The sequence below is a fragment of the Cupriavidus sp. R6-3 genome, assembly GCF_059772245.1.
Genome location: NZ_JCBAJO010000117.1, coordinates 1 through 15,182, shown reverse-complemented (window position 1 = coordinate 15,182; position 15,182 = coordinate 1). Strand labels below are relative to the sequence as shown.

At 67.4% G+C, this 15,182-nt stretch carries 15 protein-coding genes, 1 tRNA gene and 1 pseudogene; 9 read left to right on the top strand and 8 right to left on the bottom strand.

Translation table 11 applies throughout. From position 1 onward, the window contains the following. Nucleotides 1-132 precede the first annotated feature (132 nt). The 7 genes from trpA (at nt 133) to AC6EI8_RS16950 (ending at nt 7,928) form a co-directional block, all read left to right on the top strand. A complete protein-coding gene (gene trpA, locus AC6EI8_RS16980; RefSeq protein ID WP_498382445.1) occupies nt 133-936 on the top strand; it encodes a tryptophan synthase subunit alpha in 804 nt (267 codons plus the stop codon). Between the two features lie 221 nt (nt 937-1,157). Continuing rightward, nucleotides 1,158-2,030 carry an acetyl-CoA carboxylase, carboxyltransferase subunit beta gene (gene accD, locus AC6EI8_RS16975; RefSeq protein WP_149317004.1) on the top strand — a complete coding sequence of 291 codons (873 nt, stop codon included), beginning with the start codon at nt 1,158-1,160 and terminating at the stop codon, nt 2,028-2,030. Nucleotides 2,031-2,271: 241 nt separating this feature from the next. Further along, a complete protein-coding gene (gene folC / locus AC6EI8_RS16970) occupies nt 2,272-3,582 on the top strand; it encodes a bifunctional tetrahydrofolate synthase/dihydrofolate synthase (protein WP_226107521.1) in 1,311 nt (436 codons plus the stop codon). A 111-nt stretch (nt 3,583-3,693) separates the two neighbouring features. After that, complete coding sequence (locus tag AC6EI8_RS16965) at nt 3,694-4,488, top strand: SPOR domain-containing protein (protein ID WP_498382444.1); 795 nt, start codon at nt 3,694-3,696, stop codon at nt 4,486-4,488. Nucleotides 4,489-4,516: 28 nt separating this feature from the next. Further along, complete coding sequence (locus AC6EI8_RS16960; RefSeq protein ID WP_149317007.1) at nt 4,517-5,014, top strand: CvpA family protein; 498 nt, start codon at nt 4,517-4,519, stop codon at nt 5,012-5,014. 95 nt (nt 5,015-5,109) lie between these two features. After that, nucleotides 5,110-6,636: an amidophosphoribosyltransferase gene (gene purF, locus AC6EI8_RS16955; protein ID WP_149317008.1), complete on the top strand. Its 1,527-nt coding sequence runs from the start codon at nt 5,110-5,112 to the stop codon at nt 6,634-6,636. A gap of 86 nt (nt 6,637-6,722) precedes the next feature. Continuing rightward, a complete protein-coding gene (locus AC6EI8_RS16950; RefSeq protein ID WP_149317009.1) occupies nt 6,723-7,928 on the top strand; it encodes an O-succinylhomoserine sulfhydrylase in 1,206 nt (401 codons plus the stop codon). Nucleotides 7,929-7,953: 25 nt separating this feature from the next. Here the strand turns inward: AC6EI8_RS16950 and AC6EI8_RS16945 are convergent, their stop codons facing one another. The 8 genes from AC6EI8_RS16945 to fdxA all read right to left on the bottom strand — a co-directional run bounded on the left by AC6EI8_RS16945 (nt 7,954) and on the right by fdxA (nt 13,238). Beyond that, nucleotides 7,954-8,106: a hypothetical protein gene (locus tag AC6EI8_RS16945; protein ID WP_498382443.1), complete on the bottom strand. Its 153-nt coding sequence runs from the start codon at nt 8,104-8,106 to the stop codon at nt 7,954-7,956. A gap of 31 nt (nt 8,107-8,137) precedes the next feature. Then, entirely contained in the window at nt 8,138-9,007 is an 870-nt protein-coding gene (locus tag AC6EI8_RS16940; RefSeq protein ID WP_223819659.1) for an ABC transporter permease, read from the bottom strand. A gap of 122 nt (nt 9,008-9,129) precedes the next feature. Then, nucleotides 9,130-10,041, bottom strand: a complete 912-nt coding sequence (nodI, locus tag AC6EI8_RS16935; RefSeq protein WP_149317010.1) for a nodulation factor ABC transporter ATP-binding protein NodI — start codon at nt 10,039-10,041, stop codon at nt 9,130-9,132. Nucleotides 10,042-10,203: 162 nt separating this feature from the next. Then, on the bottom strand, nt 10,204-10,515 hold the full coding sequence (locus AC6EI8_RS16930) for a VanZ family protein (protein WP_498382442.1): 312 nt from the start codon (nt 10,513-10,515) through the stop codon (nt 10,204-10,206). A gap of 347 nt (nt 10,516-10,862) precedes the next feature. Further along, a complete protein-coding gene (rpsU, locus tag AC6EI8_RS16925; protein ID WP_006578041.1) occupies nt 10,863-11,075 on the bottom strand; it encodes a 30S ribosomal protein S21 in 213 nt (70 codons plus the stop codon). A 234-nt stretch (nt 11,076-11,309) separates the two neighbouring features. Further along, nucleotides 11,310-11,385, bottom strand: a tRNA-Asn gene (locus AC6EI8_RS16920). A 314-nt stretch (nt 11,386-11,699) separates the two neighbouring features. Next, the gene (locus AC6EI8_RS16915; RefSeq protein ID WP_149317012.1) at nt 11,700-12,806 is read right to left on the bottom strand and encodes an NAD(P)/FAD-dependent oxidoreductase; all 1,107 of its coding nucleotides are present in this window, start codon (nt 12,804-12,806) and stop codon (nt 11,700-11,702) included. Between the two features lie 108 nt (nt 12,807-12,914). After that, nucleotides 12,915-13,238, bottom strand: a complete 324-nt coding sequence (gene fdxA / locus AC6EI8_RS16910) for a ferredoxin FdxA (protein ID WP_226107524.1) — start codon at nt 13,236-13,238, stop codon at nt 12,915-12,917. Nucleotides 13,239-13,611: 373 nt separating this feature from the next. On the opposite strand from fdxA, the gene pncB reads away from it, so the two are divergent. Together pncB and AC6EI8_RS16900 are read left to right on the top strand one after the other, a co-directional pair. Continuing rightward, entirely contained in the window at nt 13,612-14,787 is a 1,176-nt protein-coding gene (gene pncB, locus AC6EI8_RS16905; protein ID WP_149317013.1) for a nicotinate phosphoribosyltransferase, read from the top strand. Between the two features lie 186 nt (nt 14,788-14,973). Further along, nucleotides 14,974-15,182, top strand: a pseudogene (locus AC6EI8_RS16900) (lactate utilization protein C); the annotation flags it as partial.

Here is a 15,182-nt window from a genome sequence, read left to right as displayed (position 1 = left end):
AGCCGCCTCCCAAGCCGCCGCCAATGCCTCCGTCGCCGCGATCGCCGCCTCGGCTCCGTCTACCCCGTCTACCCCGGCAGCCGCCAACGACGCCGGTCCGGCGGACGCGCTGCCTCACCTCGCATCCTGACCATGTCCCGCATCCAATCGACTTTCGCGGCGCTGTCCGCACAAGGCAGGAAGGGCCTGATTCCCTTCATCACCGCCGGCGATCCCGAGCCCGGCCTGACGGTCGCGCTGATGCATGCGCTGGTCGAGGGCGGCGCCGATGTGATCGAGCTGGGCGTGCCGTTCTCCGACCCGATGGCCGACGGCCCGGTGATCCAGCGCGCGTCCGAGCGGGCGCTGGCCAACGGCGTCAGCCTGACCCAGGTGCTGGGCTGGGTCCGCGAATTCCGCCAGCGCGACGCCGGCACGCCCGTGGTGCTGATGGGCTATGCCAACCCGATCGAGCGGATGGGCGAGCGCGCGTTCGCGCAGGCCGCTCGTGAGGCCGGCGTCGACGGCGTGCTGGTGGTCGACTACCCGCCCGAGGAGTGCGAGTCGTTTGCCCAGCTGATGCGCGAGCACGGCATCGATCCGATCTTCCTGCTGGCGCCAACCACCACCGATGCGCGCATCGCGCAGGTCGCCAAGGTGGCCAGCGGCTACCTGTACTACGTGTCGCTCAAGGGCGTGACCGGTTCGGGCGCGCTGGACCTGGACAGCGTCGCCGCGCGCCTGCCGGTGATCAAGCGACACGCCAACCTGCCGGTCGGCGTCGGCTTCGGCATCCGTGACGCGCAGACCGCGCGGGCGATCGCCAGCGTGGCCGACGCGGTCGTGATCGGCAGCCGGCTGGTGCAATTGCTGGAGGAAGCGCCGCGGGATCAAGCGGTACAATCGCTGCGTTCGTTCATCGCGGAGATCCGCACGGCGCTGGACGCCAAGGCGTGATGTATTAGCCTCATATCGGCGGCCATCGGCGGGCTCTGGCGACATTTCCCCGTCGACGGCCGCCGATTCCTGCTTTCCGCGGCACAGAATCTCGGCCCTTGTGCGGCGCCCGTGGTACATTCGCCGCCTTGGCCGATGGCCGGGCCTGCCACCTGCGCGCGCGTGCGCCATATCACTTCGCGATGCGCCAGGCCGCGGCCTTATCCGAAAGGAGCGTTTTGATGAGCTGGTTGGATAAACTCCTGCCCCCCAAGATTCAACAGACCGACCCCTCGTCCCGCAAGGGCATCCCCGAGGGCCTGTGGGTCAAGTGCCCGTCGTGCGAGTCCGTGCTGTACCGGACCGACGTCGAGGCCAATCTGCATGTCTGCCCCAAGTGCGACCACCATATGCGCATCCGCGCGCGCGAGCGGCTCGATTCGCTGCTCGACGCCGAGGGCCGCTATGAGATCGGCCAGGAAATCGTGCCGGTCGACGCGCTCAAGTTCAAGGACTCGAAGAAGTATCCGGACCGCATCAAGGCGGCGATGGACGAGACCGGCGAGACCGACGCGATGGTGGTGATGGGCGGCGCGATCCATACCATTCCGGTGGTGGTCAGCTGCTTCGAATTCGCCTTCATGGGCGGCTCGATGGGTTCGGTGGTCGGCGAGCGCTTCGCGCGCGGCGCGCAGGCCGCGCTCGAGCAGAAGGTGCCGTTCATCTGCATCACCGCCACCGGCGGCGCGCGCATGCAGGAAAGCCTGCTGTCGCTGATGCAGATGGCGAAGACCACCGCGATGCTCAACAAGCTGTCGGGCGCCAAGCTGCCGTTCATCAGCGTGCTGACCGACCCGACCATGGGCGGCGTGTCGGCCAGCTTCGCCTTCCTGGGCGACGTGGTGATCGCCGAGCCCAAGGCGCTGATCGGCTTTGCCGGCCCGCGCGTGATCGAGCAGACCGTGCGCGAGAAGCTGCCCGAAGGCTTCCAGCGTGCCGAGTTCCTGCTGCAGAAGGGCGCCATCGACATGATCGTCGACCGGCGCAAGCTGCGTGCCGAGCTCGCGCAACTGCTGGCGCTGCTGCAGAAGCAGCCGGCCGACGCGGTGGCCTGAGCGGACCCCGATCGCCGAAGGATGGTTTGACGACGCGGACCTGGTCCGCGTTTTTCATTGGATAGTATGGTTCGCCGCAGGGTGTTCTCCCTCTCCCCCTCAGCGGGAGAGGGTTGGGGAGGCGGGGCGGTGTTGAGCTGCCCTCTCCCCCAACCCCTGTCCCGCCAGCGGGAGAGGGGAGGAAACCGCATGGGACGCCTGGCGTAACCGGGCGCGAACCGCAGCACATCACAGCAGCATCATGCCTATCTTCTCCTCCCTGCCCGAGTGGCTGGCCCACCTCGAAACCGCGCACCCGGTCGGCATCGACATGGGCCTGACACGGATCAGCCGGGTCAAGGAAGCGCTCGGCCTGCGCATCGACGCGCTGGTGTTCACCGTGGGCGGCACCAACGGCAAGGGCTCGACCTGCGCGATGCTCGAGCGGATCCTGCTGGAGGCGGGCTACAAGGTCGGCTGCCATACCTCGCCGCATCTGCTGTCGTTCAACGAGCGCGCGCGCATCAACGGCGAGATGGCGACCGACGCGCAGCTGCTGCCGCATTTCGAGGCGGTCGAGCGCGCCCGCACCAGCTTCGCCGACCCGGTCAGCCTGACCTATTTCGAGTTCACCACGCTGGCGATCGTCCATGCCTTCGCCGCCGCGCAGCTCGACGCGATCATCCTCGAGGTCGGGCTGGGCGGCCGGCTCGACGCGGTCAATGTGTTCGATCCCGACTGCGCCATCGTCACCAGCGTCGATATCGACCATGCCCAGTACCTGGGCGATACCCGCGAGAAGATCGGCTTCGAGAAGGCCGGCATCTTCCGCCCGCATGTGCCGGCGATCTGCGGCGACCCGATGCCGCCGGCCTCGCTGGTCGAGCATGCCGAGACGATCGGCGCCGACCTGTGGCTGGTCGGGCGCGATTTCCAGCACCAGGCCGCCAAGGGCCAGGAGCGCCTGCAGTGGGACTGGAGCGGCCGCGGGCGCAAGCTCAATGGGCTGGGGTATCCGGCGCTGCGCGGCGCCAACCAGCTGCTGAATGCGTCCGCCGCGCTGGCCGCGCTGCAGGCGGTGCGCGACCGGCTGCCGGTCAGCGCGCAGGAGGTGCGCAACGGGCTCGCCTTCGTCGATCTGCCGGGCCGCTTCCAGGTGATGGCGGGGCGTCCGACCGTAATCCTCGATGTCGCCCACAACCCCCATGCCGCCGCCACGCTGGGCCAGAGCCTGGAGAACATGGGCTTCTTCCGCTACACCTACGCGGTGTTCGGCGCGATGGCCGACAAGGACATCGCCGGCGTGCTGCGCCACCTGAGCGACAAGGTCGATCACTGGTGCCTGTGCGACCTGCCGACGCCGCGTGCGGCCAGCGCCCAGGACCTGCTGGAGCACCTGGAGCAGGGCGGCTTCCGGCCGGGCCCGGACGCCACCGCGGCGTGCTTCGCCAGCCCCGAGGCGGCCTATCGGGACGCCATCGAGCGTGCCACCGAGAATGATAGAATCCTGGTCTTCGGATCGTTCTACACCGTGGCCGGCGTGATGGCGTACCGGGCGACTCAGGCGAACTAGCCTGCCGCACCGTTTTCCCGGGACACTTCCGGGGCACTGCCGGGGCACGCGCCGCGGTCGAGCGACAAACTCAAGGGGCGGCCGCGCCTGCCGCCCGCACCGAACCAATCTATGGGCCTGCTTTCGCTGTTTTCCTTCCGCAAGGGCAAAGACGCGGCACCGGAGCGCGCACGGCGCGCCCGCAGCGCGGACGCCGGAGCAGCCGGCGCGCGTGCTGGCAGCCGCGACATGCGCCGGGGTGGCGACCGCGGTGGCGACGACTATGCGGACGACATGCTGGACCCGGAATTCCCCCAGAAGCAACGCGCGCGGCGTCGCCTGATCGGCGCGCTGGTGATGACGGTGGCCGCGGTGATCGTGCTGCCGATCGTCTTCGAGACCGAGCCGCGTCCCGCCGCCGACCAGATCGCGGTGCGCCTGAGCGGCGGCCAGGGCGAGGCGCAGGCCAGGCCGGAACCGCGCAAGGCCGCGCCGCTGGCGCAGCAGCAGCAGTCGCGCCTCGATGCGCAGGCGCTCGATGCCGGCGAGGAACTGGTCAGCGCACCGGCGGCCCGCGCGGCCGACAAGGCGCCGGAAAAGCCTGCCGAGCGTACCGAAGCGGCGCGCCAGGCCGAGGCGAAACCCGATCCCAAGGCGGAATCGAAAACCGACAAGGCCGAAGCCAAATCGTCCGGCAGCGGCAAATACGTGATCCTCGTCGGCGCCTTCTCGACCGAGGACAAGGCCAGGCAGTGGATGAGCAAGTTGAAGGCGAACAAGGTGCCCGCATATATCGAACGCAAGGCGCTGGCCGACGGCGAACGCATCCTGCTGCGCGCCGGCCCGTTCTCGGACCGTGATGCCGCCGATGCCGCCGAAAAGCGGGTCCGCGCCACCGGCCTGACGGCCCGCGTGGTCGAGCTCTGAGCGGCGGCGGACGGCGGTGCTCGCGGGAATGCAGCTGACGTTCTTCGACTACGCGGTCGTGTTCGTGCTGGTCGCCTCGGGGCTGGTCGGCGCGCTGCGCGGCCTGATGCGCGAACTGCTGTCGCTGGTGGGCTGGATCGCGGCCTTTTTCGTGGCCTACAACTATGTCGGCGTCGCGACGCAATGGATGCCCGAGTCGCTGCCCGGCGGCGCGCTCGCGCGCAGCGCCGCCGGATTCGCGGTATTGTTCTTCGGCACCGTGATTGCCGCGGCGCTGGCCGGCGCGGTCATCGGCCAGTTGCTGGAAACCACCGGCCTGAAGCCGGCGGATCGCGGGCTTGGACTGGTGTTCGGGGTGGCGCGCGGCGCGCTGGTGGTGATGCTGCTGGTCACGTTGGCCGGCTTTACCAAGATGCCCGACGAACCTTTCTGGCGCGACGCGGTGTCGCGCCCCTATGTCATCGCCGCGATGGAGTCGCTGCGGCCCTGGTTGCCGCCGGAAATCGCCAAATACGTCAGAACCTGAGGCCGGGCGCGCGCCCGGCATGAACTTTTCGCGCCTGGTCTGCCGTCGGCAGCGCGCAGGGCGCCCCGAATCAAAGCCTTTCCTGGGAGCTTGGCATGTGCGGTATCGTCGGTGTGGTGTCTGCCACGCCCGTCAATCAGTTGATTTACGACAGCCTGCTGCTGTTGCAGCATCGCGGTCAGGACGCCGCTGGCATCGCGACCGCCAACGGCAGCACCTTCCACATGCACAAGGCCAACGGCCTGGTGCGCGACGTGTTCCGCACGCGCAACATGCGCGGCCTGCCGGGCGCGGCGGGCATCGGCCAGGTGCGCTACCCGACCGCGGGCTCGGCCTCCAGCGAGGAAGAGGCGCAGCCGTTCTACGTCAATGCGCCGTACGGCATCATCCTGGCGCATAACGGCAACCTGACCAACTGGCAGCAGCTGCGCGAGGAGATGTTCCGGCGCGATCGCCGCCACATCAATACGCACTCGGATACCGAGGTGCTGCTGAACGTGCTGGCCGACGAGCTGCAGCGCGCCAGCAACGGCACCTCGCTCGATCCCGAGATCATCTTCGCCGCGGTGGCGGGCATGCACCGCCGCGTGCGAGGCTCGTATGCGATCGCCGCGCAGATCGCCGGCTACGGCATGCTGGCCGTGCGCGATCCGTTCGGCATCCGCCCGCTGTGCCTGGGCAGCATCGAGACGGCGACCGGCAAGGAATGGATGGTCGCGTCGGAATCGGTGGCGCTCGAAGGCATCGGCTACAAGCTCGAGCGCGACGTGGCGCCGGGCGAGGCGATCTTCATCGACCTGGACGGCAAGCTGTACACCAAGCAGTGCGCCGACAATCCGCTGCTCAATTCCTGCATCTTCGAATACGTCTACCTGGCGCGGCCGGATTCGTGCATCGACGGCGTGCCGGTCTACGACGCGCGCCTGCGCATGGGCGATTACCTGGCCGAGAAGATCCGCAGCGAAGTCAGCGCGGGCGATATCGACGTGGTGATGCCGATTCCCGATTCGAGCCGGCCGGCGGCGATGCAGGTCGCCAACAAGCTTGGCCTGAACTATCGCGAGGGCTTCTTCAAGAACCGCTATGTCGGCCGCACCTTCATCATGCCGGGCCAGGCGGTGCGCAAGAAGTCGGTGCGCCAGAAGCTCAACGCGATGGGCGTCGAGTTCAAGGGCAAGAACGTGCTGATCGTCGACGACTCGATCGTGCGCGGCACCACCTCGTTCGAGATCGTGCAGATGGCGCGCGATGCGGGCGCCAACAAGGTGATCTTCGCGTCCGCGGCGCCGCCGGTGAAGTTCCCCAACGTCTACGGCATCGACATGCCGACCCGCAGCGAGCTGGTCGCGCATGGCCGCAGCCATGACGAGATCTGCCGCATGATCGGCGCGGACCAACTGGTCTATCAGGACGTCGAGGCGATGAAGCAGGCGGTGCGCGACATCAACCCGGCGCTGAAGGACTTCGAGGCCTCGTGCTTCGACGGCAAGTACATCACCGGCGATATCGACGAGGCCTATCTGGACCGCCTCGAGACCGCACGCAGCGAAGCCGACCGCGAAGGCGGCGGCGATACCGAGCGTTCGCAGCTGCATCTGCAGCGCTCGGGCGGCAACGAGTAAGGCCCGCCGGTTTCTCCCTGTCCCAACCCCTCTCCCGCGCGCGGGGGAGGGGAGCCATTCCATCGCTACCCACGATTGCCCCGACCATGAACGACCCGCTCGACCTCGACTCCCTCGGCATTGATACGCTCGGCGTGCGCGCCGGCACGCTGCGCAGCGAGTTCATGGAGCATTCCGAGGCGATGTACCTGACGTCGAGCTTCTGCTTCGGCAGCGCCGCCGAGGCGGCCGAGCGCTTCGCCAACTCGGAAGAGGGCTACACCTACTCGCGCTTCACCAATCCGACCGTCAGCATGTTCCAGCAGCGGCTGGCCGCGCTGGAAGGCGCCGAGGCCTGCATGGCGACCGCCTCGGGCATGAGCGCGATCCTGTCGGTGGTGCTGTCGTCGATGCAGGCCGGCGACCACCTCGTCAGCTCGCGCGCGATCTTCGGCTCGACGATGACGCTGTTCTCGAACATCTTCGCCAAGTTCGGCGTCGAGACCACCTTCGTCGACGGCACCGACCTGGCCGGCTGGCGCGCCGCGGTCAAGCCGAACACCAAGCTGTTCTTCCTCGAGACGCCGTCGAACCCGCTGACGGAGGTGGCCGACATCGCCGCGGTGGCGGATATCGCGCACGACGCCGGTGCGCTGCTGGTGGTCGACAACTGCTTCTGCTCGCCGGCGCTGCAGCAGCCGCTGCGCTTCGGCGCCGACCTCGTGGTGCATTCGGCGACCAAGCATATCGACGGCCAGGGCCGCGTGCTCGGCGGCGCGGTGCTGGGCAAGCACGACTTCATCATGGGCAAGGTGTTCCCCTTCGTGCGGACCGCCGGCCCGACGCTGTCCGCCTTCAACGCCTGGGTGATGCTCAAGGGCATGGAGACGCTGGCGATCCGCATGGAGCGCCATTCTGCCAGCGCGCTGGCGCTGGCCCAGTTCCTCGAATCGCATCCGGCGGTGGCGCGGGTCTATCACCCCGCGCTGAAGTCGCATCCGCAGCACGACATCGCGATGCGCCAGCAGAGCGGCGGCGGGGCCATCGTGTCCTTCGAACTGAAGGGCGCGACGCCGGAACAGCAGCGCGCCAACGCCTGGCGCGTGATCGACAGCACGCGCCTGTGCTCGATCACCGGCAACCTGGGCGACACGCGCACCACCGTGACGCATCCGTACACCACCACGCACGCGCGCGTCAGCCCCGAGGCCAAGGCCGCGGCCGGCATCGGCGAGGGCCTGATCCGCATGGCGGTGGGGCTGGAGTCGGTCGAGGACCTGAAGGCGGATCTGCTGCGCGGCTTGGGCGACTAAGCTTCACTGACTCGACGCGCTCGACCTACTCGACGCGCTCGACCCGCCCGACCCGCCCGACCCGCCCGACCCGCCCGACCCGCCCGACCCGCTCGATTCGCGCGATCCAATCGATTCGCTTAATTCGCTCGATTCGATCGACGAGGAAAAAGCCGGCCCCAGGGCCGGCTTTTTCCATGGCGTGTCCCCCAGCACGCGGGGCGCCGAACTTACCGCAGCATCCGCCGGCGCAGCAGCATCAGCGCCACCACCAGCGCCACCGCCGCATAGGCGGCCAGCACGGCCAGATGCAGGCCGACCTGGTCGACCGGGCGATCCAGCATCAGCGGCCGGATCAGCGCCACCGCGTGCGCCAGCGGCAGCGCCTGCGTGGCGGCCTGCACGCCGGGCGGCAGCTGTTCCAGCGGAAAGAACACGCCCGAAAGCAGCAGCATCGGCGTCATCACCAGCGTCTGGTAGAACATGAAGAAGTCGTAGCTGGGCGCCAGCGCGGTGACGATCATCGCCAGGCTGGCGAAGGCGATGCCCGCCAGCGCGATCACCGGCAGCGCCAGCAGCGCGTTCGGCATCTGCGCATAGCCCAGCGCGCTGGCCACCAGCATGATCGCCACGCCCGACAGCACGGCCTTGCTGGCCGCCCACAGCACCTCGCCGAGCACCACGTCGCCCAGCGTCAGCGGCGCGTGCATGATGGCCTCCCAGGTGCGCTGCACGTGCATGCGCGAGAAGGCCGAATACATCGACTCGAAGCTGGCCGACATCATCACGCTGGAGGCGGTGGTGCCGGCGGCGAGGAAGGCAATGTACGAGACGCCGTCGACGCGTCCGACCAGCAGGCCGAGCCCCAGTCCCAGGCCGAACAGGTAGATCATCGGATCGGCCAGGTTGCCGATCATCGACGGGATCGCCAGCTTGCGCCAGACGCGGTAGTTGCGATACCAGACCATGGTCCAGTTGCGCAGGTTCAGCGGCCACAGCGGCTGCGGATAGCGCCGCGTGGTGAGGGTCGCGCCGCCGGACGCCGCCGCCGCGGTGGCCAGCTTGCCGTCGTTGCCCGGGTCCGGGTCTCGTTCGCTCATGGTTTCCTCGATGGTTCGGTGCGTGGCGGTGGGCTGCGGATGGGTTGCGGGGTCGTTGAGGGCTCGGTGCGGGTGAGCGTCAAGCTGGCTGCGGCTCGGCTGCGGGCAGGCCGGTCAGGCGTTCAATCCCGCATCTCGCGGCCGGTCAGTTTCAGGAACACATCCTCCAGATTGGCCGGGCGATGCAGGTAGCGGATGCCGCCATTGCCGTGCAGCGCCGCCAGCAGCGGCTCGGGCTCGCGCACGTAGCAGAACAGCGTCTCGCCGCTCTTCTCGGTGCGCTCGGCCAGCGGCGCCAAGCGCTCGCGCAGCGCGTCCAGCTCCTCGCCATAGACCTCGACCACGTCGCAGCCGATCTGCCGGTCGATCAGTTCGTGCGGCTTGCCTTCGGCGATCTTGCGGCCACCGTCGATCACGCACAGATAGTTGCACAGCCGCTCGGCCTCCTCCATGAAATGGGTGGTCAGCAGAATGGTCTTGCCGGCGGCCAGCAGCGACTTGAGCCGGTCCCAGATCAGATGGCGCGCCTGCGGGTCCAGCCCGGTGGTCGGCTCGTCCATCACCAGCAGGTCGGGATCGTTGATCAGCGCCCGCGCTACCGTCAGGCGCCGGCGCATGCCGCCGGACAGGTCGCGCACATGCGCGTCGGCGCGATTTTCCAGGCGGGCGAATTCGAGCAGCATCGGCACGCGCCGTTCGATCTCGGCGGCCGACAGGCCGAAATAGCGGCCGAAGATGCGCAGGTTCTCGACCACGGTGAAGTCCGGGTCGAGATTGTCGAACTGCGGCACCACGCCGACGCGCATGCGGGCCTGCGGCGCGCGGGCGGGAACCGGTTCGCCGCACAGCGTCAGCTCGCCCGAGGCCGGCGTGGTCAGCCCGAGCAGCAGGCGCAGCGTGGTGGTCTTGCCGGCGCCGTTGGGGCCCAGCAGGCCAAAGCACTGGCCGCGCTGCACCTGCAGGCTCAGATCGTCGACGACGACGGTGTTGCCGTATTGCTTGCGCACGTGGCGCAATTCGAGAATGGCAGTCAACGCAGCGTTCCGGTGAAGCGCGCCTGGCGCAATCCCGCCATTATGCCGATCTGCTTGCGATCGGTCCTTGGCGCGCCGCAGCAGGGCGTCGGTCAATCCGGCCGGGGGCCAGGCTCACCAGGCCCGCTATGCCGTTTATGCCGGTTATGCCGGCCAGGCCCGTCAGGCCGCGCGTCGTGCCCGCAGGCGGCGCATCAGCGCACGCACCAGTCCGTGCAGCAGCCACCCCAGCGCGAGGCCCAGCGCGTCGGCCAATATGTCGATGGCGTCGGCGGAGCGGTAGGGCGTCATCGACTGCAGCCACTCGATCAGTCCGCCATAGACCAGCAAGCCGAGCGGCACGGCCCATGGCCGCGCCGGATAGGCGCGCCATCCGAGCACGCCGAGCGTGGCGAACGCCAGCAGGTGGTTGCTCTTGTCCCAGCCGGTGGTCGGCATCGGCGTCGTCGGCGGCATCAGCGCGAGTGTCAGCACGGCGCACAGGCATAGCCAGAAGGCGAGACGCCACTGCGACGGGCCGATTGTCAGGCTGGGCGACGGACGAGAAGACCGACGTGAAGACGGACGGGAAGATCCGGAAGGCATGCGGAAACGATTCCTGGGGCGAGACAACAGGAACGTACTGTAGCAGCCGGGGCAGGGGGCCGATATCGGCTGTGGGGATGGGTGGCGCAGCGGGTGTCGTCGGCCAGATGGCTGGACGAGAGGGCGCTCCCCGGGGGAGTGCGCGTTCTCCCGGGCGGTGGGAGAACGGGACAGCAACGGGGGTCACGCGGCGGACGATGGGCCGCGCCAGCGGGACTCCCGGCAGTCGAAGACGATCAGTACATCTTCTTCGGCAGCATCTGCATGCGCAGACGCTTGCGCAGGCGCGACTCGGCGGCCTTCTTCTTGCGCTTGCGCTCGGTGGTCGGCTTCTCGTAGGCCGTGCGGCTCTTCAGTTCGACGATCAGGCCATTTTGCAGAATGGCCCGGCGGAATCGCCGCATGGCGACGTCAACCGGTTCGCCCGGCTTCAAAACGATCTTGGTCAAAGCTTGTCCTTCGGGGTGCCGCTGCTGCGGCGGGGTGGAACGGTGAGCCTCGGCAGCCTCGAGCCTGTGCTCGCTGCCGATACCCGCGGAGCTGGGTGTTGGCAAAACCCCGCAAGCATGGCGGGGCAGTGGACCGGAAGGGTGGGCGTGCGAGTCGCGACAGGGTCGGTCACGCAGGATGCCAGCGCACCAGTGAAAAGGCCCGCCATCTCGGATGGCGGGCCTTTTATTCTTTGGCTCCCCGACCTGGGCTCGAACCAGGGACCTGCGGATTAACAGTCCGTCGCTCTACCGACTGAGCTATCGGGGAACAGCTGAGAAAAGGATTATAGCCAGTTTCTCGTTACTTCGTCAACAACGTTTCGACATTTTGTTGTCGTTGCGTCATCCGCAAAACGCCGCGCCGAAGTGTCCGGCCTGCCTGCGCATTCGTTGGGTCGGAAGCCCTGGGGCCGATCCGGTGCCGCGAATGTGCGTTGGCGAGGGGCGCATTATAGACGGCGGGCGAGCGGAATGCCAAGAAGAATTTGCGGGAGGCAATGAAAAACCGCCCGAAGGCGGTTCTTCAACAGACCTGCGAGACGATGCCCGGCGTTGGCCATGCATCGCTCCGTCGAGCATCGCTCAGTCGAACACCGGCGATTCGACGCCCAGGATCTTGTGCAGCTTCGGCGAGGTCGTCGTGTACTGCATGTGGATCTTCTTCTCGGGGAAGATGTACGGGGCGGCGCCGAAGGCGGCCAGCGCGGCCTCGTGGAAGCCCGACAGGATCAGCTTCTTCTTGCCCGGATAGGTGTTGATGTCGCCGACCGCGAAGATGCCCGGGATATTGGTCTCGAACTTCTCGGTATCGACCTTGATCTGCTTGCGCTCCAGGTCCAGGCCCCACTCGGCGATCGGGCCGAGCTTGGGCGACAGCCCGAAGAACACCAGCAGATCGTCCAGCGGCATGCGGCGCGTCACGCCGTCGCCGCCGGTGACCTTGATCTCGGTCAGCACGCCGTCCTTTTCCTCATAGCCGCTGATCTGGCCGACCATGAACTGCATCTCCATCTGCTCGCACAGTTCCTTCATCTTGGCGACCGAGGCCGGTGCGGCGCGGAAGCCGTCGCGACGGTGGATCAGCACGACCGACTCGGCCTTGCCGACCAGGTCCAGCGTCCAGTCCAGCGCCGAGTCGCCGCCGCCGACGATCACCAGGTTGCGGCCGTGGAAGCGGCTCGGATCCTTGACGCGGTAGAACAGCTGCTTGCCGTCGAACTTGTCCAGGCCCTCGACTTTCAGCGTGCGCGGCTGGAACGAACCGACGCCGGCGGCGATGAAGATGGTCTTGGTCAGGAAGCGGGTACCGAGCGAGGTCTCGACGAAGAAGCGGCCGTCCTCCTGGCGCTCGACCACCGAGACTTCCTGGCCGAGATGGAAGGTCGGCTCGAACGGCTCGATCTGCTTGAGCAGGTTGTCGGTCAGCTCCTGGCCGGTGCAGATCGGCACCGCCGGGATGTCATAGATCGGCTTGTCCGGATACAGCTCGACGCATTGGCCGCCGACGACCTTCAGCGAGTCGATCACGTGCGCCTTGATCTCGAGCAGGCCGAGTTCGAAGACCTGGAACAGGCCGACCGGACCGGCGCCGACGATCAGCGCGTCGATTTCGAGGGGCTGGCCACCGCCAGCGTTGCCGCCGACCTGATTGGTGGTGTCCGCGACGGGGTTGGGGATGCTCAAGTCCATATGCGTCCTGATACGTTTGGGGGCACGGGGTGCCCGGCATTGCGGGAAAGCGCGTGGGGACGGCCTTCTCTTTGTCGCTATCGGGTGGGGGGTGGCTGGCGCGTCGGCTCAGCGTTCCAGGTATTGCAGCTTGCCGGTGGCGTCCTTCCATTCCTCGGCCTCGGGCAGCGGGGCCTTGGTCTTGGTGATCGAAGGCCAGCTGCGGGCCAGTTCGGCGTTCAGTTCGATGAACTGCAGCTGGTCGCCCGGCACGTCTTCCTCGGCATAGATCGCGTTGACCGGACACTCCGCGACGCACACCGCGCAGTCGATGCACTCGTCCGGATCGATCGCGAGGAAATTGGGGCCCTCGCGGAAACAATCAACCGGACACACGTCAACGCAGTCGGTATAGCGGCAACGGATGCAGGATTCGGTGACAACGTGAGTCATTTCGGTTCCAGGAAAACGGATCGGCTTCGATGGGAGACTGTTTTGGGCCGCTTGTGCCGGTACTTGTGCCCCGTGCTTGTGTCCGCGCTTGTTCCCGTACAGCGCACGCACACGCGGGACGAGCGTCGACCGCGGCCTTTCAAAGATCGGTATTGTAGCCGACCCGTTCGTGCCGCACAGCGGCCCTATATAGCCGAATCAGATAGTTTTCTTATTTCTTTATGCGGCACTGTTCGGCATTGGTCCGCGGGTCGATCCGGTGGCCGCTTTGGTCCCGGTATGGGCCGCCGTCGCGCATTGGCCCCATGCGCGACGAGGTCGCCCGATGGGTTAGCATGTGGGCCTGATTCGGCACACTTGTGCGGGTTACGCCATGATCATCCAATCTCTGCTCGACACCGACCTCTACAAATTCACGATGATGCAGGTCGTGCTGCATCATTTTCCGGCGGCCCAGGTCGAGTACCGCTTCAAATGCCGCAATGCCGGCGTGGATTTGACGCCGTACGCGGACGAGATCCGCGCGCAGATCGAATTGCTGTGCCAGTTGCGCTTCACCGAGGACGAACTGGAATATCTGCGCGGCTTCCGCTTCATCAAGAGCGATTTCGTCGATTTCCTCGGCCTCTTCCAGCTCAACGCCAAATACGTGTCGGTGAACCCGTCGCCGACGCATCCGGGCGAAATCGACATCACGATCCGCGGCCCGTGGCTGCATACCATCCTGTTCGAAGTCCCGCTGCTGGCGATCGTCAACGAGGTGTACTTCCGCCATACCCAGCCGCAGCCCGACTGGGAGGAAGGCCGGCGCCGGCTGGTCGACAAGCTGGCGCTGCTGCGCATGCCGGGCCGCGACGACTGCGTGATCGCCGACTACGGCACGCGCCGGCGCTTCTCGCGCGACTGGCAGGAGGAGGTGCTGTCGTCGATGCAGCAACTGCTGGGACCGCAGCTGGCCGGCACCAGCAACGTGCATTTCGCCCGCAAGCACAACCTGACGCCGCTCGGCACCATGGCCCACGAATACCTGCAGGCCTGCCAGTCGCTCGGGCCGCGGCTGCGCGATTCGCAGGTGTTCGCGCTGGAGACCTGGGCGCGCGAATATCGCGGCGACCTCGGCATCGCGCTGTCCGACACCTACGGCTTCGATGCCTTCCTGAACGACTTCGATCTGTACTTCTGCAAGCTGTTCGACGGCGTGCGGCACGACTCGGGCGATCCGGTGGCCTGGGGCGAGCGGATGCTGGAGCACTACAGCAGGAACCGCGTCGATCCGCGCAGCAAGACGCTGATCTTCAGCGACAACCTCAATATCCCGCGCGTGATCGAGCTGTACGAACGCTTCGGCGGCCGCTGCCGGCTGGCGTTCGGCGTCGGCACCAATCTGACCAACGACCTGGGCTACACGCCGCTGCAGATCGTCATCAAGATGGTCCGCTGCAACGGGCAACCGGTCGCCAAGCTGTCGGACACGCCGGAAAAGACCATGTGCGACGATCCGGCCTACCTTGGCTATCTGCGCCAGGTGTTCGGCGTCGAGCCGGCCTGATCCTGGCCGGTTTCCGCAACCGCTTTCCGCCGCTGCTTTCCGCCGCCGCTTCCGGACGCAGCTTCGGGCGGCTGCGTCCGGCGGCTGCGTCCGGCGGCCGCTTCCCGCTGCGTTTCGGCGAAAGCCGCGGGCAGGGGGACTTATAATGCCCGCTGCCCCGGCCTCCCGACACCGATCGTCCGCACCATGAATACCGATTCCGCTCGCGACCGCATCTTCGCCCGTATCCGTGCCGCCCAGGGGCGGCCGGCGCAACCGACCCGAGGCGAGCGCGAGGCGGTGGCCGACTACCTGGCGCGCCATCCGCAAGGGCCGCGTCCCGGCGTGGCGGGCGATCTGGTCGAAGCGTTCAGCGTGCAGGCGCGCAAGATGGCCTCGACGGTCCAGCGCGTCGC